The sequence below is a fragment of the Citrobacter sp. RHB21-C05 genome, from assembly GCF_013889015.1.
Classification (GTDB): domain Bacteria; phylum Pseudomonadota; class Gammaproteobacteria; order Enterobacterales; family Enterobacteriaceae; genus Citrobacter_A; species Citrobacter_A sedlakii.
This window is the reverse complement of sequence record NZ_CP057611.1, coordinates 4,549,269-4,567,306: the sequence shown is the minus strand read 5'-3', so window position 1 is coordinate 4,567,306 and position 18,038 is coordinate 4,549,269. Positions and strand designations below refer to the sequence as shown.

The following is an 18,038-nucleotide window of genomic DNA, read 5'->3' as shown; positions in this document are numbered from 1 at the left end:
AATGACTGAGAAAACAACGGCGCCGCTCTATGCGCTGCGCGGGCTTCAGCTAATAGGCTGGCGCAACATGCAACATGCGCTGGATTACCTTTATGCTGGCGGTAAGTTGAAGCAGGGCACCCTGGTGGCGATCAACGCCGAAAAAGTGCTGACGGCGGAAGATAATCCTGAAGTCAGGGCGTTGATTAACGCGGCAGAATACAAATATGCCGATGGGATCAGCGTTGTGCGTTCGATTCGCAAAAAATTTCCGGAAGCGGAGGTGTCACGCGTAGCGGGAGCCGATCTGTGGGAAGAATTGATGGCGCGCGCTGGGCAGGAAGGTACGCCAGTATTTCTGGTGGGTGGAAAGGCTGACGTGTTAGCGCAAACCGAAGCGAAACTGCGCGCGCAGTGGAACGTTAATGTTGTGGGTCGACAGGACGGTTATTTTACCCCAGAGCAGCGGCAGGCGCTGTTTGCGCGTATTCACGCCAGCGGTGCGCAGATCGTCACCGTGGCGATGGGATCGCCGAAACAGGAAATCTTCATGCGTGACTGCCGTCAGGTGCATCCTCAAGCCCTGTATATGGGGGTGGGCGGGACCTACGACGTGTTTACCGGGCACGTCAAGCGCGCGCCGAAAGTGTGGCAAAACCTGGGGCTGGAGTGGCTTTATCGTCTGCTGTCTCAACCGAGCCGCATTACCCGTCAGCTTCGCTTGTTGCGCTATCTGCGCTGGCACTATACCGGCGATCTCTGATCTCCCTTTCCTTGCAGGCAGCGTATTCTGCTGACAACGCTGCCTTTCATCCCTGCATCCGTTCCTTTTTTACACAAATCATGCATTTTTTTAATGCTTCATTTGCCATTTTGCCAAATTTGCGAAACCATGCGCCCCCATCGATGTACCCATAACAATAACCGGTAAAGCCGGATGGTAAGCAAACACGACAAGAGGATGTATGGCAGAGAATAAAGCAGAGCTACAGCGTGGGCTGGAGGCTCGTCATATCGAATTAATTGCCCTCGGGGGCACCATTGGCGTTGGTCTGTTCATGGGGGCCGCCAGCACGCTGAAATGGGCGGGACCGTCGGTTTTATTAGCGTATATCATCGCCGGCCTGTTCGTCTTTTTCATTATGCGCTCAATGGGCGAGATGCTGTTCCTGGAGCCGGTGACCGGTTCGTTCGCCGTTTACGCGCACCGCTACATGAGCCCGTTTTTCGGCTACCTTACCGCCTGGTCATACTGGTTTATGTGGATGGCGGTGGGGATCTCAGAAATTACCGCCATTGGTGTTTACGTGCAGTTCTGGTTCCCGGAGATGGCGCAGTGGATACCTGCGCTTATCGCCGTCGGGCTGGTGGCGCTGGCCAACCTTGCGGCCGTGCGTTTGTATGGCGAAATCGAGTTCTGGTTCGCGATGATCAAAGTCACCACTATTATCGTGATGATTGTTATCGGGCTGGGGGTGATTTTCTTCGGCTTTGGCAACGGCGGTCAGGCGATTGGCTTTGGTAACCTGACTGAGCATGGCGGCTTTTTTGCCGGTGGCTGGAAAGGCTTCCTTACCGCGCTATGTATTGTGGTCGCGTCGTATCAGGGCGTGGAGCTCATCGGTATTACCGCCGGTGAAGCGAAGAATCCGCAAGTTACTCTGCGCAGCGCGGTCGGTAAAGTGCTATGGCGAATCCTGATTTTTTACGTGGGCGCGATTTTCGTTATCGTCACGATTTTCCCGTGGAATGAAATCGGGAGCAACGGTAGCCCGTTCGTGCTGACCTTTGCCAAAATCGGCATTACCGCCGCTGCGGGTATTATTAATTTTGTGGTGCTGACGGCAGCGCTGTCTGGCTGTAACAGCGGAATGTACAGCTGCGGGAGGATGCTTTACGCGCTGGCAAAGAACCGTCAGTTGCCTGCGGCGATGGCGAAAGTGTCGCGTCATGGCGTACCGGTGGCCGGGGTGGCGCTGTCGATTCTGATTCTGCTGGTTGGCTCCTGCCTGAACTACATCATTCCTAATCCGCAACGGGTGTTTGTGTATGTCTACAGCGCCAGCGTGCTGCCGGGGATGGTGCCATGGTTTGTGATCCTGATTAGCCAGCTGCGTTTTCGACGGGCACATAAAGAGGCGATCGCCTCGCATCCGTTCCGCTCCATGTTATTCCCGTGGGCAAACTGGATAACAATGGCTTTCCTGGTGTGCGTGCTGATTGGCATGTACATTAACGAAGAGACGCGTATGTCGCTGTTTGTCGGCATTCTGTTCTTGCTTGGCGTGACGCTCGTTTATAAGGTTTTCGGCCTTAACCGCCACGGTATCGCGCAGAAAACGCAGGAATAACGGACAAAACGCGCAAAGCGTAACCAAACGCGCATTTTATTTAAAAAGGCACTAGACAGCGGGGTGTGAAGTCCGTATTATCCACCCCCGCAACGGCGCTAAGCGCCCGTAGCTCAGCTGGATAGAGCGCTGCCCTCCGGAGGCAGAGGTCTCAGGTTCGAATCCTGTCGGGCGCACCATTCACCCGGTGCTGGAGCTGCGGTGGTCTCGATACCGCGTAATACAGATTTGCAGTGGTGGCTATAGCTCAGTTGGTAGAGCCCTGGATTGTGATTCCAGTTGTCGTGGGTTCGAATCCCATTAGCCACCCCATTATTAAAAGTTGTGAAATGCGAAGGTGGCGGAATTGGTAGACGCGCTAGCTTCAGGTGTTAGTGTCCTTACGGACGTGGGGGTTCAAGTCCCCCCCCTCGCACCACGACTTAATGAATTGAACTAAAAATTCAAAAAAGCAGTACATCGGCGAGTAGCGCAGCTTGGTAGCGCAACTGGTTTGGGACCAGTGGGTCGGAGGTTCGAATCCTCTCTCGCCGACCAATTTTGAACCCCGCTTCGGCGGGGTTTTTTGTTTTCTGCGCTTCAACGTCTGCTGTTGTCGCCAGACGACATCCCGCATGTTCATTGTCGCCAATCAGTGACAGATAATCCTTTGAAAATAAACTATTTACTTTTATAGCCTGATAGATGTCTCTGCCTGGCGACAATCTGTGCGCGATAGCGCAGACGATCCTGCCGTTAACTGTCGCTATCGCGCGCCATTACAGGCCCGGTAAAAAGTCTTAATCCCTATTTTTGGCGGTGCAATTCTGGCATGCAATGTGCAATAATATACGCGTAGATGCTCATTCCATCTCTTATGCTCGCCATAGTGCCTCATAAACTCAGGAATGATGCAGAGCCGTTTACGGTGCTTATCGTCCACTGACAGATGTCGCTTCGGCCTCATCAAACACCATGGACATAACGTTGAGTGAAGCACCCCTTTATGTTGTCATACAGACCTGTTTTGACGCCTGCTCCCTAAAAGAGCAGGCGTTTTTTTATGCGATTAGCGTTCGGGCATTGCAGGCCCGGTAAGCGAAGCGTCACCGGGCGTGAGAGAGGTATTACTGCGGGGGATTGTTCTGCAAGGTCAGCATCAGGCCGTCGCGGCGCATGGTGGCCGCTTCTTCCGGCTGATGCAGTCGGTCCAGCGCGTCGGCAAGCCAGGCGTAATCATACGCGTCCGGACGCTGCTTAAGCGCGGCGCGGAAGGCGATAGTCGCTTCCTGCCATTCACCGTGCTTCATCAGCGATTGCCCCAGCGTACTCCACAACAGCGGACGATCGCCCACGGTCTTGATCTGCTGACGCAGCACTTTCTCCAGCTGTTCCGGGTTGTTGGTTTTCAGACGAGGGATTGGCAGCACCAGACGATCGTCATACTGGCGCTTCAGGCCGTCGATGATAATCTGCTGCGCCATATCGTGATCGTCACACTCGATCAGGTGTTCAGCCATTGCCACCTGCAGGGCGACCTGATGGCGTGTTTTACGGCTCTGGTGTTTCCACCATTCACGTAACCCTTCGCTGCCCTGATCGGCTCGCGCCTGATCCATCAAACCAATCCACGCCTGCTGCTCCAGCGCGGCGCGATGTTCTTCGTCGCCGACGTTGGCTTTCGCCATTGACGGGATAATATCCAGCAGCGAACTCCACGCGCCGGTGCGGATGTAGGCTTGTTCCGCCAGACGCAGTACTTCCGGATGACGTGGCGTGACTTCCAGCAGTTTATCAACGCCGTGACGCGCCGCATGGTTCTCATTACGCGCCAGCTGCAGGCGTACGCGGGCAATCTCCACCGGAATGGTGTCGTTACCTGCCAGTTCCGCCGCGCGTTCCAGATGCTGATTAGCGCGCGCTTCATCGCCGCGCTGTTGCGCCGCTTCCGCCGCCAGCAGATAGTTTACGACCGGTTGTTCGGCATGGTCGGCGTTTTTCGCCATCAGCTTTTCAACCTGCTGGTAGTCGCCTTCCGCCAGCTTCAGCAGCGCCTGTTCCGTTTGCTTACGCGCGCGACGACGCTTACGGCCAACGAACCAGCCGCGCGTATGGGCGCCGGTACGAAGGATTCGGCGCAGCACCCATTCGATGGCAAACAGCACCACCATCGCAAGGATCAGGATGATGACCAGCCCGGTGACGCTGGTTTCGATGTTATATGTATCGGTCTGGATAAGCACGTAGCCCTGGTGGCCGGCGATCATCGGCCCCACCACGATCCCGGCTATCAACAGTACAAAGAGCAATAATACTTTCAGCATCATTATTCTCCTTGCGGCGCGGTTGCCGGGGCTTCAGCCTGCGGTGCGGCAGGTGCGGGCGCGGCTTCCGTTGTTGTCGCGGTTGGTTGCGCCAGTAGGTTACGCACACGGGTCTGCATTAATTTTTCAAGAATGGCCTGGCTTTGCAGCGTTTCCGGCACGTCCATCGTGATGTTCTGCTGGCTGAGCTTATCCACTTCTTCAAGGAAGGCTTTGGTGGTGGCGTCGTCAGTATCGTAGTAAGCGCGTACCCAGGTTGAGACATTATCCAGCGCCTGGCGGTAGGTTTCTTCCTGATGACGCGGCACTGCCTGCGCGGCGACTAACAGACGAGAGCGAATGTTCTCCCGCAGATAGACATCCTGATTCGGCGCCAGTAGCGGCACGACGGTGTCGTCGCGACGACGAACGGTAATAAAGCTGTCCATAAAGTTCTGCCAGCTTTTTTGCAGATTAATGCGCCATTCACTGATCGAACTGGAAAGCTCAGGGCTGTCTGCATCCATCGGCGAACCGTCATTGTCGTTATCGGCCAGACGCAGGTTATCGATCTGATTAGACAGCTGATTGACCTTCAGGATAATGCCGTCGTAATCCACCTGGGAAACCGCGGAGAGGCTGGCAATATCGTCGGTAATCGCCCGACGAGCAGCGATCAGGCTCGGATCGTTCATGTCCGCCAGGCTGGCGTCGGCGCTTTTCAGCAATGCCGCCGCCGTGGTGACATCCTGATCGCTCCACAACTTACGCCCTGCCAGCTTAACGAGGAAATCCGCCTGCGCCAGCAGCCAGGTTTTTGCATCGCTACCGGAAATAGTGGCGACTTTTTGCTGCACTTCATCCAGTTGTCTGGACAGTTCGGCTTGCTGGCGATTGGCCTGATCAAGCTGTGTCGCCTGCTGTTTGATAACGCCTTCCAGCTCCACCTTCTGGCTTTCCTGCGCCTTTTGCAGCGCGGTCAGTTGATTAACCAGCGCATCGTTCGCGGCGCTTTGGGTGGTTGCCTGTTGTTTCCCCCAGCCATAAAGCCCAACGCCCGCCGCCAGCGCAATCGCGATAGCCACTGCGCTCAGGACCAGCGCGGTGCTGTTGTTACTCTTTTTTTCAGCTTTTACTGGCTGTGGCGTGGTGTCCACGGCCTCCCTGGTTTCTTCAACCACGGCGGAGGATTTTTCTTGTTCCGTCATTATGGCTTCCCATTATGAGAGTTATTGTAATGCGCGCAGTAGCGCATCGTTGTCGGCGTTATCGGCGACCTGAATATCTTGCCAGCCCAGTTCCCGGGCGAGGTGCGCCAGACGCTCACTGACGACAATAAGCCGGCAGCGTAGTAACCAGTTTTCGCGATACCACTGCGGAATCAGCGCGGTAAGCTGTTGCAGCATTTCGCCGCTGGTGACAACCACCGTCGTCACCCCGCGCGACTGCCAGCGCATCGCTTCTTCCGCGCCATCGTAATGTTTAGCGCTGCGTTGATAACATTCATAAAACGCCACGTCAGCGCCGCGCGTCGTCAGGGTTTCCCCCAACAGTTCCCGACCGCCGTTACCGCGTAAGATCAGCGCCCGTTTACCTGCAATATTTTGTAATTCAGGTAATTGTAGCAACACTTCGCTAATTTCCCGATCCTGCGGATAGCGAATATCGTGACCGCTGACGGTATGAAGCGCCAGCGCGGTGGTGCGGCCAATGGCGAAATAGCGCGGTTCAGCGGGCCACTTCTCCCTTTGCCGCTCCAGGTGCGCATGGGCGAAAGAGACCGCGTGTTGCGACAGCGCAAACAGCAGATCGTTATCCGTCAGCGCCGCCAGCGCCTCGGGGAGTCGCGACAGATCGCGCCCCGGCGTGAATTCGATGAGCGGAAAGCTCCAGGCCTCCTGCCCCAGTGCGCGCAGACGGCTCACTAATTCCTCCCCTGCGGGAGACGGGCGGGTGACCAGAATGCTCATGCGGGGGACTCTCCGTTATACACTTCCGTCAGAATAGCGCGGGCGCCGTTGTCCAGCAGCTCTTCGGCAAGCGAGATGCCCATCTGCTCGGCCTGTTCGGCGGCACCGCGACGTTCACCGCGCACCATCACCGAACCGTCCGGGGCGCCAACCAGCGCACGCAGCCAAATTTCGCCATCAATCATTTCAGCATAGCTGCCAATCGGCACCTGGCAGCCGCCTTCCAGACGGGTGTTCATGGCACGCTCAGCTTTCACCCGCAGCGCGGTGATCTCGTCATTCAGCGGCGCCAGCAGCGCCTGGGTGCGCGTATCATCAAGACGGCATTCAATGCCGACCGCGCCCTGGCCCACTGCAGGGAGCGAAATTTCCGGCGGCAGCGCGGTACGGATGCGTGATTCAAGTCCTAAGCGTTTGAGGCCTGCAACGGCAAGAATAATCGCGTCGTAGTCGCCGTTATCCAGTTTGCTTAAACGCGTGCCGACGTTGCCGCGCAGGGAACGGATAATAAGATCCGGACGGCGCTCGGCGAGCTGGCACTGGCGGCGTAAGCTCGACGTGCCCACAATACTGCCTGCGGGCAATTCGTCGAGTGTATTGAAGGTATTTGAAACAAAGGCGTCACGCGGATCTTCGCGTTCGCAGATAGTCACCAGCCCCAGCCCTTCCGGGAATTCGACCGGGACATCTTTCATTGAGTGCACTGCGATATCGGCGCGTTTTTCCAGTAGCGCGACTTCGAGTTCTTTCACGAACAAGCCTTTACCGCCCACTTTGGCCAGCGGGGTGTCAAGAATGACGTCGCCACGCGTCACCATCGGCACCAGTTCCACCACCAGGCCGGGATGATTTGCCATCAGCGCGTCTTTGACATAATGTGCCTGCCAGAGCGCAAGGGGGCTTTGGCGTGTGGCAATTCTTAAAACATTGTCTAACATGCTTGTTACCGTCATTATCGTCCGTGGTTCATCCTAACATCCTTACAAGTGGGATGGCAGTGTTACGGTCAAAGGTAAGTAAAGGATAAGACGCAGCGCGACAGCTGGCAGTAAATAATGACGAGAAGCCGCCCGATCGTATTACAGAATTTACGCGCAGCGATTGGTGCTACACTTGTATGTAGTGCATCTTTCTTTACGGTCAATGAGCAAGGTGTTAAATTGATCACGTTTTAGACCATTTTTTCGTCGGTAAGCACAAAAATACGGACGAAAAGGGTAACGGTTTTTTTGACATACGGTTTATCCCGAATGGTGAAGGTCGCGCGCAGGCGTTCTTACTGCGACGATCGACAACATGACGGGTAGCAACATCAGGCGATACGTCTTGTACCTCTATATTGAGACTCTGAAACAGAGACTGGATGCCATAAATCAATTGCGCGTGGATCGCGCGCTTGCTGCCATGGGACCTGCTTTTCAGCAGGTGTACAGTCTTCTGCCGACATTATTGCATTACCACCATCCGCTGATGCCGGGGTACCTCGATGGTAACGTTCCCCGAGGCATTTGCTTCTACACGCCTGATGAAACCCAACGCCACTACCTGAACGAACTGGAACTGCACCGCGGACTCGCGCCGCAGGATCCGCCGAAGGGCGAATTGCCTATCACTGGCGTTTACTCAATGGGCAGCACCTCCTCCGTTGGGCAAAGCTGTTCGTCTGACCTGGATATCTGGGTATGCCACCAGTCGTGGCTCGACAGTGAAGAGCGCCAACTACTGCAACGAAAATGCAGCCTGCTGGAAAGCTGGGCCGCCTCGCTGGGGGTGGAAGTCAGCTTCTTCCTGATCGATGAAAACCGTTTCCGTCACAATGAAAGCGGTAGCCTGGGGGGAGAAGACTGTGGCTCCACCCAGCACATCCTGCTGCTCGACGAATTTTACCGCACTGCTGTGCGCCTCGCCGGTAAGCGTATTCTGTGGAATATGGTGCCGGGCGACGAAGAAGAGCATTACGATGACTACGTGATGACGCTCTACGCGCAGGGCGTGCTCACGCCGAACGAATGGCTGGATCTGGGCGGCTTAAGCTCTCTCTCCGCCGAAGAATACTTCGGCGCCAGCCTGTGGCAACTGTATAAAAGCATTGATTCCCCCTACAAAGCGGTGCTCAAAACGCTGCTGCTTGAGGCTTATTCCTGGGAATACCCCAATCCGCGCCTGCTGGCAAAAGACATTAAACAGCGCCTGCACGACGGCGAAATTGTCTCATTTGGGCTCGATCCATACTGCATGATGCTGGAGCGCGTTACTGAATATCTCACGGCGATTGAAGATCCGACGCGCCTGGATCTGGTGCGTCGATGTTTCTATCTGAAGGTGTGCGAGAAACTGAGCCGCGAGCGCGCCTGTGTGGGCTGGCGACGTGAGGTACTCAGCCAGTTAGTGAATGAATGGGGATGGGACGACGCCCGTCTGGCTATGCTCGATAACCGGGCAAACTGGAAGATCGATCAGGTGCGTGAAGCGCATAACGAGCTGCTCGACGCCATGATGCAAAGCTATCGTAATCTTATCCGCTTTGCGCGCAGGAATAACCTTAGCGTTAGCGCCAGTCCGCAGGATATCGGCGTTCTCACCCGTAAACTGTATGCGGCATTTGAAGCCCTGCCGGGTAAAGTCACGCTGGTGAACCCGCAGATTTCGCCCGATCTCTCTGAACCGAATTTAACCTTTATCCATGTGCCGCCGGGCCGCGCCAACCGTTCAGGTTGGTATCTTTATAACCGCGCGCCGAACATGGATTCGATCATCAGCCATCAACCGCTGGAATATAACCGCTATCTGAACAAACTGGTGGCCTGGGCGTGGTTTAACGGCCTGCTGACCTCGCGGACGCATCTGTTTATTAAGGGCAACGGTATTGTGGACCTGCCGAAGCTGCAGGAGATGGTGGCGGATGTTTCGCATCACTTCCCGTTGCGTCTGCCAGCGCCGACGCCGAAAGCGCTCTACAGTCCGTGTGAAATTCGCCATCTGGCGATTATCGTTAACCTTGAATATGACCCGACGGCGGCGTTCCGCAATCAGGTGGTGCATTTCGACTTCCGTAAACTGGATGTGTTCAGCTTTGGCGAAGAGCAAAATTGCCTGGTCGGCAGCGTTGACCTGTTGTACCGCAACTCGTGGAACGAAGTGCGTACCCTGCACTTTAACGGCGAACAGGCGATGATCGAAGCGCTGAAGACGATTCTCGGCAAAATGCACCAGGATGCCGCGCCGCCGGACAGCGTGGAAGTGTTCTGCTACAGCCAGCATCTGCGCGGCTTAATTCGTACCCGCGTACAGCAACTGGTTTCCGAGTGCATTGAACTGCGTCTTTCCAGCACCCGTCAGGAAACGGGACGCTTTAAGGCGCTGCGCGTTTCCGGCCAGACCTGGGGCCTGTTCTTTGAGCGCCTTAACGTGTCGGTGCAGAAGCTGGAAAACGCCATTGAGTTTTACGGCGCGATTTCGCATAACAAGCTGCACGGCCTTTCCGTGCAGGTGGAAACGAACCAGGTGAAGCTGCCGCCGGTGGTGGATGGCTTTGCCAGCGAAGGGATCATCCAGTTCTTCTTTGAAGAAACCGGCGATGAGAAGGGCTTTAATATTTACATTCTGGACGAGAGCAACCGTGCGGAAGTGTATCATCACTGCGAAGGCAGTAAGGAAGAGCTGGTGCGTGACGTCAGCCGCTTCTACTCGTCGTCGCATGACCGCTTTACCTACGGCTCCAGCTTCATAAATTTCAACCTGCCGCAGTTTTATCAGATTGTGAAAACCGACGGGCGCGCCCAGGTGATCCCGTTCCGCGCGCAATCTATCAGCAACGTCCCGCCGGCCAACCAGGATAACGACGCGCCGCTGCTGCAACAGTACTTTTCGTAATTATCGCGCCCGATGACGCTTCGCTTATCGGGCCGACATTCGGACGAACCTGAAACAAACTTAGCGGAAGCTGACCGTCTCGCCCGCCTGCTGCGTTGCCGCCTGTTCCAGCAGATCCCAGAACGTCTCGCCGCTGCGGTCGCACACCCATTCGTCGCCTTTCAGGTCAAAATGGTAACCGCCCTGTTTGGTTGCCAGCCATACCTGATGCAACGGTTCCTGACGGTTGATAATAATTTTGCTGCCGTTTTCAAAGCTAATGGTCAGCACGCCGCCATTGATCTCGCAGTCGATATCGCTGTCACCGTCCCAATCGTCCAGACGTTCTTCGATGGTCATCCACAGGGTATCTGCCAGGCGATGGAATTCACTGTCGTTCATTGTCGTTTCCCGTTTTTTTCGTGATGGCGGCAGTATAACGCGAAACAAAACGTGTTGCAGATTACTGGCAAACTCTTGCTTTTACGTCTTCTCCTGCGATGATAGAAAGCAGAAAGCATGAACTTACAGGCAATCCATAATGAAAAACGTGTTTCAGGCACTCGCTGTACTTCTGACTCTGTTCAGCCTGACGGGCTGTGGCTTAAAAGGTCCGCTTTATTTCCCGCCAGCCGATAAAAACGCGCCGCCGCCGACCAAACCTGTTGATCCGCAAACGCAATCAACGACGCCCGATCAAAACGATCGCGCAACGGGAGACGGGCCAACGCAGGTGAACTACTGACGGTGTGTTTCTGTCCCCGCGTGAACGGAGTGAATAATGCAATTCTCTAAAATGCATGGCCTTGGCAACGATTTTATGGTCGTCGACGCGGTAACGCAGAATGTCTTTTTTTCACCGGAACTCATCCGCCGCCTGTCTGACCGGCATCTGGGCGTGGGATTTGACCAATTGTTGGTGGTCGAGCCGCCGTACGATCCGGAGCTGGATTTTCATTATCGCATCTTCAATGCCGACGGCAGCGAAGTGTCCCAGTGCGGTAATGGCGCGCGCTGCTTCGCGCGTTTTGTGCGCCTGAAAGGGCTGACCAATAAACGCGATATTCGCGTCAGTACGGCCAATGGCCGAATGGTGCTGAGCGTAACGGACGACGAGCTGGTGCGGGTGAACATGGGGGAACCCAATTTCGAGCCATCTCAAGTGCCGTTTCGCGCGAACAAAGCGGAAAAGACCTATATTATGCGCGCCGCCGAGCAGACAATATTGTGCGGCGTGGTTTCAATGGGAAACCCGCACTGCGTGATTCAGGTCGATGACGTCGACACGGCGGCAGTGGAAACGCTTGGACCGGTGCTGGAAAGCCACGAGCGTTTTCCCGAACGGGCAAATATTGGTTTTATGCAGGTTGTGAAGCGTGAGCATATTCGTTTACGCGTTTACGAGCGCGGCGCGGGCGAGACGCAAGCCTGCGGCAGCGGTGCGTGCGCGGCCGTCGCCATCGGCATTCAACAGGGTCTGCTGGCGGAAGATGTTCGCGTCGAATTACCGGGCGGTCGCCTTGATATCGCCTGGAAAGGTCCGGGCCATCCGTTATACATGACAGGTCCGGCGGCACATGTTTACGACGGGTTTATCCATCTATGAAGCAGCCAGGGGAAGAACTACAGGAAACGCTTATGGAACTCGATGACCGGGCGGTCGTCGACTATCTGCAAAAGAATCCTGAATTCTTTATCCGCAACGCGCACGCGGTGGAAGCGATGCGTGTTCCCCATCCGGTGCGGGGCACGGTATCGCTGGTTGAGTGGCATATGGCGCGCGCGCGTAATCACATCAACGTTCTTGAAGAAAACATGTCGCTGCTGGTGGCGCAGGCGACAGCGAACGAAAGCCTGTTTTACCGTCTACTGCATTTGCAGGGGCGGCTGGTCGCTGCAACCAGTCTGGATGATATGTTAATGCGCTTTCATCGCTGGGCGCGGGATCTGGGGCTGGCGGGCGCGACCGTCCGTTTGTTTCCCGATCGCTGGCGACTCGGCGCGCCGTCGAGCTACACCCATCTGGCGCTAAACCGGCAAGCCTTTGAACCGCTGCGTATTCAACGACTGGGGCAGGCACACCATTATCTTGGGCCTTTAAACGGTCCGGAGTTGCTCGTGGTGCTGCCGGAAGCCAAAGCGATTGGCTCGGTCGCGATGTCGATGCTGGGGCGCGACGGCGATTTGGGCGTGATCGTATTCAGCAGCCGCGATGTGCATCATTATCAACAGGGACAGGGAACGCAGTTGCTGCAGGAGGTCGCGCTGATGCTGCCGGATCTGCTGGAGCGCTGGATTGAACGCGTATGAGCGATTTCAACACCGATGTCGACCGTTTCCTGCGCTATCTCGGCGTGGAGCGCCAGCTTAGCCCCATTACGCTGAAAAACTACCAGCGTCAGTTGGATGCCATTATCGCCCTTGCTACCGCGGCGGGACTGGAGAGCTGGCAACACTGTGACGCGGCGATGGTGCGCAGTTTCGCGGCGCGCAGCCGTCGACAAGGGCTTGGCCCTGCCAGCCTGGCGTTACGTCTTTCCGCGTTGCGCAGTTTCTTCGACTGGATGGTCAGCGAAGGAAAACTGAGCGCCAACCCGGCGAAAGGCGTTTCTGCGCCGAAAACGCCTCGCCATTTGCCGAAAAATATCGACGTCGACGACATGAACCGTTTGCTGGACATCGACCTTAACGATCCGCTCGCCGTGCGCGACCGGGCGATGCTGGAGGTGATGTACGGCGCGGGGCTGCGTTTGTCCGAACTGGTGGGGCTGGATATTAAGCATCTCGATCTCGACACTGGCGAAGTGTGGGTGATCGGGAAAGGCAGCAAAGAGCGCCGTTTGCCCATTGGCCGGAACGCTGTGGTGTGGATTGAACACTGGCTGGATCTGCGCGGTCTGTTTGGCAGTGAAGAAGACGCGCTGTTCCTGTCGAAGCTTGGCAAGCGGATCTCCGCGCGTAACGTGCAGAAGCGTTTTGCCGAGTGGGGGATCAAACAGGGACTGAACAGCCACGTCCACCCGCACAAGTTACGTCATTCATTCGCGACCCACATGCTGGAGTCAAGCGGCGACCTGCGTGGCGTACAGGAGCTGTTAGGACACGCTAACCTCTCCACCACGCAAATCTATACTCATCTGGATTTTCAACACCTTGCCTCGGTGTACGATGCGGCGCACCCGCGCGCCAAACGGGGGAAATAATGCGTTTTTACCGGCCTTTAGGGCACATTTCCGCGATCACCTTCGATCTCGATGACACCCTTTATGATAACCGTCCGGTTATCCTGCGCACCGAGCAGGAAGCGCTTGCCTTTGTGCAAAATTATCATCCGGCGCTGCGCACGATTCAGAATGCCGATCTGCAACGCCTGCGCCAGGTTGTGCGCGAGGCGGACCCGGACATCTATCACGATGTGACCCGCTGGCGGCATCGCGCGGTGGAACAGGCAATGCTCAACGCGGGCCTCCCGGCGGAAGACGCGATAGCAGGCGCAAATGCGGCGATGATGAACTTTGCTAAATGGCGCAGTCAGGTTGATGTGCCGCAAGCCACGCATGACACGCTGAAGGCGTTAGCGAAGAAATGGCCGCTGGTGGCGATCACCAACGGTAACGCCCAGCCGGAACTGTTTGGTCTTGGCGACTATTTTGAATTTGTGCTGCGCGCAGGTCCGGATGGTCGCTCAAAGCCGTTTAGCGACATGTACTTTCTGGCGGCGGAAAAACTCAACGTGCCGATCGGCGAGATCCTGCATGTGGGCGACGATCTGACCACCGATGTTGCCGGAGCGATCCGCAGCGGTTTGCAGGCCTGCTGGATCAAACCGCAAAATGCCGACCTGATGCAGACCTATGACAGCCGCTTGTTGCCGCATATGGAAATTTCACGGTTGGCATCCCTCACGACGCTGATATAATCACCAGCAGAACTCTGTATATATACCCAGCTTTTTTTGGCGGAAGGCGCTACGCTTATCCGCCCTACCTACTTATACGCGGCGGTGCCAATGGACGTTTCTTACCTGCTCGACAGCCTCAATGACAAACAGCGCGAAGCGGTGGCCGCGCCACGCAGCAACATGCTGGTTCTCGCCGGGGCGGGGAGTGGTAAAACCCGCGTTCTGGTACACCGTATCGCCTGGTTGCTTACCGTGGAGAACAACTCGCCGTATTCGATTATGGCGGTAACCTTCACCAACAAAGCGGCGGCGGAAATGCGCCACCGTATCGGCCAACTGATGGGCACCAGCCAGGGCGGAATGTGGGTGGGGACCTTCCACGGGCTGGCACACCGGCTGCTGCGTGCGCACCACATGGACGCCAACCTGCCGCAGGATTTCCAGATCCTGGACAGTGAAGACCAGTTGCGTCTGCTCAAGCGCCTGATCAAGGCGATGAACCTTGACGAGAAGCAGTGGCCGCCGCGCCAGGCCATGTGGTTCATCAACAGCCAGAAAGACGAAGGGCTGCGGCCGCATCACCTACAGAGTTTTGGAAATCCGGTAGAGCAGACCTGGCAGAAGGTGTATCAGGCCTATCAGGAAGCGTGCGATCGCGCCGGACTGGTGGATTTTGCCGAACTGCTGCTGCGCGCCCATGAGCTATGGCTTAATAAACCGCATATCCTTCAGCACTACCGCGAGCGTTTCACCAATATTCTGGTGGACGAATTTCAGGATACCAATAACATCCAGTACGCGTGGGTGCGTTTGCTTGCGGGCGATAGCGGAAAAGTGATGATTGTGGGCGACGACGACCAGTCCATTTATGGCTGGCGCGGCGCGCAGGTAGAAAATATCCAGCGCTTTCTCAACGACTTCCCCGGCGCGCAAACCATTCGTCTGGAGCAGAACTACCGTTCGACCAGCAACATTCTGAGCGCGGCCAACGCCCTGATTGAAAATAACAACGGTCGACTGGGGAAAAAACTGTGGACCGACGGCGTTGACGGTGAGCCTATCTCGCTTTACTGCGCCTTCAACGAACTGGACGAAGCGCGGTTTGTGGTTAACCGCATCAAAACCTGGCAGGACAACGGTGGGGCGCTGGAACAGTGCGCCATTCTCTACCGCAGCAACGCCCAGTCGCGCGTGCTGGAAGAAGCCTTGCTGCAAGCCAGCATGCCGTACCGAATTTATGGCGGTATGCGCTTCTTCGAACGTCAGGAAATTAAAGACGCACTCTCTTACCTGCGCCTGATCGCGAACCGCAATGACGACGCCGCTTTTGAACGCGTGGTCAATACGCCAACCCGCGGGATTGGCGATCGCACCCTTGACGTGGTGCGCCAGACCTCGCGCGATCGCCAGCTTACTCTCTGGCAGGCCTGTCGCGACCTGTTGCAAGAAAAAGCGCTGGCCGGACGCGCCGCCAGTGCGCTCCAGCGTTTTATGGAGCTGATTGACGCGCTGGCGCAGGAAACCGCCGATATGCCGCTGCACGTGCAGACTGACCGGGTGATTAAAGATTCCGGTCTACGCACTATGTACGAGCAGGAAAAAGGCGAGAAAGGACAAACCCGTATTGAAAACTTAGAGGAGCTGGTGACGGCGACGCGTCAGTTCAGCTACAACGAAGAAGATGAAGATTTAATGCCGCTGCAGGCGTTCCTTTCCCATGCGGCGCTGGAAGCAGGAGAAGGGCAGGCGGATACCTGGCAGGACGCGGTTCAGCTCATGACGTTACACTCCGCGAAAGGGCTGGAATTTCCACAGGTGTTTATCGTCGGCATGGAAGAGGGGATGTTCCCCAGCCAGATGTCGCTGGATGAAGGGGGGCGTCTGGAAGAAGAGCGCCGCCTGGCGTACGTTGGCGTAACACGCGCGATGCAAAAACTTACCCTGACCTACGCCGAAACCCGCCGTCTGTATGGTAAAGAGGTCTATCACCGCCCGTCTCGCTTTATCGGCGAACTACCGGAAGCGTGTGTGGAAGAAGTCCGCCTGCGGGCGACGGTCAGCCGTCCGGTCAGCCATCAGCGGATGGGCGCGCCCCTTGCAGAAAACGATACCGGGTATAAGCTGGGCCAGCGCGTGCGCCATGCGAAGTTCGGTGACGGCACCATTGTGAATCTGGAAGGCAGCGGCGAGCACAGCCGGTTACAGGTCGCCTTCCAGGGACAGGGGATAAAATGGCTGGTCGCGGCATACGCGAAGCTGGAAACGGTCTGATGGCGCTAACGCATTGATTCTTAGGCCGGATAAGGGAGTTTTGCCATCGTCCGGTCTGGCTTATTCCCGGATAATGGCAGTCTTATCAGACAGACGCTTTTCGCTTCCACATCGCCGCTTAATATTCTGAAATCATAGATAAATCCCCCCTCTCTGCTAACCTTTTTACATAAGGGGAAATTATTACTTTTTCGCGTTCCGTTGCGAGTTGACGGCAAATTTTTGCTGGCGTAACATGCGCGCACGATTACGCTAAGAGGACATTCGCCTTGGACACACCCAGTAGATACTGGCTCATTATCCTGTCATCCAGGATCAACTCCTAAGGCTATCCCTTTTTGCTGATGGCCTTAGCGGTTGTCAGCGACCTGCATTTTTTCCCGTCGCGCTGAGTCAGGCTTTTATGGTCTGAAACCCAATTTGTTTCTGTGTGCCCACCGAACTGTCCGATATTTTTACGCATTGGGAGTCCCGGTCATGCTGAGCGCATTTCAACTGGAAAACAATCGACTGAGCCGGCTGGAAGTCGAAGAATCACAAACCCTGATTGATGCCGTGTGGGTCGACCTGGTCGAACCGGACGATGACGAGCGTTTGCGCGTACAATCCGAGCTGGGGCAGAGCCTGGCAACCCGCCCCGAACTGGAAGACATCGAAGCATCCGCGCGTTTTTTTGAAGACGAAGACGGCCTGCACATCCACTCCTTCTTCTTCTTTGAAGACGCGGAAGATCACGCCGGTAACTCCACCGTGGCGTTTACCATTCGCGATGGCCGTCTGTTTACCCTGCGTGAGCGCGAACTGCCCGCGTTTCGTTTATACCGCATGCGCGCCCGTAGCCAGGCGATGGTCGACGGTAACGCCTATGAGCTGCTGCTCGATCTGTTCGAAACCAAAATCGAACAGCTGGCGGATGAAATTGAAAACATCTACAGCGACCTGGAACAGCTTAGCCGTGTGATCATGGAAGGGCATCAGGGCGATGAATATGATGAAGCGCTTTCGACGCTGGCGGAGCTGGAGGATATCGGCTGGAAGGTGCGTTTGTGTCTGATGGATACCCAGCGCGCGCTGAACTTCCTGGTACGCAAAGCGCGTCTGCCGGGTGGTCAACTGGAGCAGGCGCGCGAGATCTTACGCGATATCGAATCCCTGCTGCCGCACAACGAATCTCTGTTCCAGAAGGTGAACTTCCTGATGCAGGCGGCGATGGGCTTTATCAACATCGAGCAGAACCGCATCATCAAAATCTTCTCGGTGGTCTCCGTGGTGTTCCTGCCGCCGACGCTGGTGGCATCCAGTTACGGGATGAACTTTGAGTTTATGCCGGAGCTAAAATGGAGCTTTGGCTACCCTGGCGCGATTATCTTCATGATCCTCGCGGGGCTGGCGCCGTATCTGTACTTTAAACGTAAGAACTGGCTGTAAAACC

The 18,038-nt window shown here is 56.0% G+C and carries 16 protein-coding genes and 4 tRNA genes; 15 read left to right on the top strand and 5 right to left on the bottom strand.

The genetic code is table 11. The features are described from left to right. Position 1 precedes the first annotated feature (1 nt). The 6 genes from wecG (at position 2) to HVX72_RS21655 (ending at position 2,867) form a co-directional block, all read left to right on the top strand. The gene (gene wecG, locus HVX72_RS21680; RefSeq protein ID WP_042292808.1) at positions 2-742 is read left to right on the top strand and encodes a lipopolysaccharide N-acetylmannosaminouronosyltransferase; all 741 of its coding nucleotides are present in this window, start codon (positions 2-4) and stop codon (positions 740-742) included. A 202-nt stretch (positions 743-944) separates the two neighbouring features. Beyond that, entirely contained in the window at positions 945-2,330 is a 1,386-nt protein-coding gene (locus HVX72_RS21675; protein WP_042292806.1) for an amino acid permease, read from the top strand. A 102-nt stretch (positions 2,331-2,432) separates the two neighbouring features. Continuing rightward, positions 2,433-2,509, top strand: a tRNA-Arg gene (locus HVX72_RS21670). 57 nt (positions 2,510-2,566) lie between these two features. Then, positions 2,567-2,642 (top strand) — tRNA-His (locus HVX72_RS21665). Positions 2,643-2,661: 19 nt separating this feature from the next. Continuing rightward, positions 2,662-2,748: transfer RNA gene (locus tag HVX72_RS21660), tRNA-Leu, on the top strand. A 42-nt stretch (positions 2,749-2,790) separates the two neighbouring features. Next, positions 2,791-2,867, top strand: a tRNA-Pro gene (locus HVX72_RS21655). 569 nt (positions 2,868-3,436) lie between these two features. Here HVX72_RS21655 and hemY read toward each other — a convergent pair. The 4 genes from hemY to hemC are packed head-to-tail and all read right to left on the bottom strand — an operon-like array spanning position 3,437 to position 7,520. Continuing rightward, positions 3,437-4,633: a protoheme IX biogenesis protein HemY gene (hemY, locus tag HVX72_RS21650; RefSeq protein ID WP_042292802.1), complete on the bottom strand. Its 1,197-nt coding sequence runs from the start codon at positions 4,631-4,633 to the stop codon at positions 3,437-3,439. A 2-nt stretch (positions 4,634-4,635) separates the two neighbouring features. Further along, entirely contained in the window at positions 4,636-5,820 is a 1,185-nt protein-coding gene (gene hemX, locus HVX72_RS21645; protein ID WP_181822260.1) for a uroporphyrinogen-III C-methyltransferase, read from the bottom strand. A gap of 21 nt (positions 5,821-5,841) precedes the next feature. Then, positions 5,842-6,582, bottom strand: coding sequence for a uroporphyrinogen-III synthase (gene hemD / locus HVX72_RS21640; RefSeq protein WP_042292799.1), 741 nt, complete (start codon positions 6,580-6,582; stop codon positions 5,842-5,844). Beyond that, on the bottom strand, positions 6,579-7,520 hold the full coding sequence (gene hemC / locus HVX72_RS21635) for a hydroxymethylbilane synthase (RefSeq protein WP_181822259.1): 942 nt from the start codon (positions 7,518-7,520) through the stop codon (positions 6,579-6,581). The genes hemD and hemC overlap by 4 nt, the downstream gene beginning before the upstream one ends. A gap of 388 nt (positions 7,521-7,908) precedes the next feature. Between hemC and cyaA the strand changes: the two genes are divergently transcribed. Beyond that, the gene (gene cyaA, locus HVX72_RS21630) at positions 7,909-10,455 is read left to right on the top strand and encodes a class I adenylate cyclase (RefSeq protein ID WP_042292797.1); all 2,547 of its coding nucleotides are present in this window, start codon (positions 7,909-7,911) and stop codon (positions 10,453-10,455) included. Between the two features lie 60 nt (positions 10,456-10,515). On the opposite strand, the gene cyaY is transcribed toward cyaA, so the two are convergent. Beyond that, complete coding sequence (gene cyaY / locus HVX72_RS21625) at positions 10,516-10,836, bottom strand: iron donor protein CyaY (protein ID WP_042292793.1); 321 nt, start codon at positions 10,834-10,836, stop codon at positions 10,516-10,518. 139 nt (positions 10,837-10,975) lie between these two features. Between cyaY and HVX72_RS21620 the strand changes: the two genes are divergently transcribed. The 8 genes from HVX72_RS21620 to corA all read left to right on the top strand — a co-directional run bounded on the left by HVX72_RS21620 (position 10,976) and on the right by corA (position 18,034). Beyond that, the gene (locus HVX72_RS21620) at positions 10,976-11,179 is read left to right on the top strand and encodes a lipoprotein (RefSeq protein WP_042292789.1); all 204 of its coding nucleotides are present in this window, start codon (positions 10,976-10,978) and stop codon (positions 11,177-11,179) included. 36 nt (positions 11,180-11,215) lie between these two features. Beyond that, entirely contained in the window at positions 11,216-12,040 is an 825-nt protein-coding gene (dapF, locus tag HVX72_RS21615; RefSeq protein WP_181822258.1) for a diaminopimelate epimerase, read from the top strand. Then, complete coding sequence (locus tag HVX72_RS21610; RefSeq protein WP_042292783.1) at positions 12,037-12,744, top strand: DUF484 domain-containing protein; 708 nt, start codon at positions 12,037-12,039, stop codon at positions 12,742-12,744. Before dapF ends, HVX72_RS21610 begins: the two co-directional genes overlap by 4 nt. Then, complete coding sequence (xerC, locus tag HVX72_RS21605; RefSeq protein ID WP_181822257.1) at positions 12,741-13,637, top strand: tyrosine recombinase XerC; 897 nt, start codon at positions 12,741-12,743, stop codon at positions 13,635-13,637. The genes HVX72_RS21610 and xerC overlap by 4 nt, the downstream gene beginning before the upstream one ends. Next, positions 13,637-14,353 (top strand): 5-amino-6-(5-phospho-D-ribitylamino)uracil phosphatase YigB, encoded by a 717-nt coding sequence (gene yigB / locus HVX72_RS21600; RefSeq protein ID WP_181822256.1) that lies wholly within the window; start codon positions 13,637-13,639, stop codon positions 14,351-14,353. Before xerC ends, yigB begins: the two co-directional genes overlap by 1 nt. Before the next feature lie 90 nt (positions 14,354-14,443). After that, a complete protein-coding gene (uvrD, locus tag HVX72_RS21595) occupies positions 14,444-16,606 on the top strand; it encodes a DNA helicase II (protein WP_042292776.1) in 2,163 nt (720 codons plus the stop codon). A gap of 269 nt (positions 16,607-16,875) precedes the next feature. After that, positions 16,876-16,932 carry a YsgD/CorL family protein gene (gene ysgD / locus HVX72_RS22120; protein ID WP_212723238.1) on the top strand — a complete coding sequence of 19 codons (57 nt, stop codon included), beginning with the start codon at positions 16,876-16,878 and terminating at the stop codon, positions 16,930-16,932. A gap of 151 nt (positions 16,933-17,083) precedes the next feature. Next, on the top strand, positions 17,084-18,034 hold the full coding sequence (gene corA, locus HVX72_RS21590; RefSeq protein ID WP_042292773.1) for a magnesium/cobalt transporter CorA: 951 nt from the start codon (positions 17,084-17,086) through the stop codon (positions 18,032-18,034). Positions 18,035-18,038: the final 4 nt, after the last annotated feature.

What these genes read in the sequence shown, in the direction of transcription:
- wecG (WP_042292808.1), top strand. Translation starts at nt 2, where the DNA reads ATGACTGAGAAAACAACGGCGCCGCTCTATGCGCTGCGCGGGCTTCAG.
- HVX72_RS21675 (WP_042292806.1), top strand. Translation starts at nt 945, where the DNA reads ATGGCAGAGAATAAAGCAGAGCTACAGCGTGGGCTGGAGGCTCGTCAT.
- hemY (WP_042292802.1), bottom strand. Translation starts at nt 4,633, where the DNA reads ATGCTGAAAGTATTATTGCTCTTTGTACTGTTGATAGCCGGGATCGTG.
- hemX (WP_181822260.1), bottom strand. Translation starts at nt 5,820, where the DNA reads ATGACGGAACAAGAAAAATCCTCCGCCGTGGTTGAAGAAACCAGGGAG.
- hemD (WP_042292799.1), bottom strand. Translation starts at nt 6,582, where the DNA reads ATGAGCATTCTGGTCACCCGCCCGTCTCCCGCAGGGGAGGAATTAGTG.
- hemC (WP_181822259.1), bottom strand. Translation starts at nt 7,520, where the DNA reads ATGTTAGACAATGTTTTAAGAATTGCCACACGCCAAAGCCCCCTTGCG.
- cyaY (WP_042292793.1), bottom strand. Translation starts at nt 10,836, where the DNA reads ATGAACGACAGTGAATTCCATCGCCTGGCAGATACCCTGTGGATGACC.
- HVX72_RS21620 (WP_042292789.1), top strand. Translation starts at nt 10,976, where the DNA reads ATGAAAAACGTGTTTCAGGCACTCGCTGTACTTCTGACTCTGTTCAGC.
- dapF (WP_181822258.1), top strand. Translation starts at nt 11,216, where the DNA reads ATGCAATTCTCTAAAATGCATGGCCTTGGCAACGATTTTATGGTCGTC.
- HVX72_RS21610 (WP_042292783.1), top strand. Translation starts at nt 12,037, where the DNA reads ATGAAGCAGCCAGGGGAAGAACTACAGGAAACGCTTATGGAACTCGAT.
- xerC (WP_181822257.1), top strand. Translation starts at nt 12,741, where the DNA reads ATGAGCGATTTCAACACCGATGTCGACCGTTTCCTGCGCTATCTCGGC.
- yigB (WP_181822256.1), top strand. Translation starts at nt 13,637, where the DNA reads ATGCGTTTTTACCGGCCTTTAGGGCACATTTCCGCGATCACCTTCGAT.
- uvrD (WP_042292776.1), top strand. Translation starts at nt 14,444, where the DNA reads ATGGACGTTTCTTACCTGCTCGACAGCCTCAATGACAAACAGCGCGAA.
- corA (WP_042292773.1), top strand. Translation starts at nt 17,084, where the DNA reads ATGCTGAGCGCATTTCAACTGGAAAACAATCGACTGAGCCGGCTGGAA.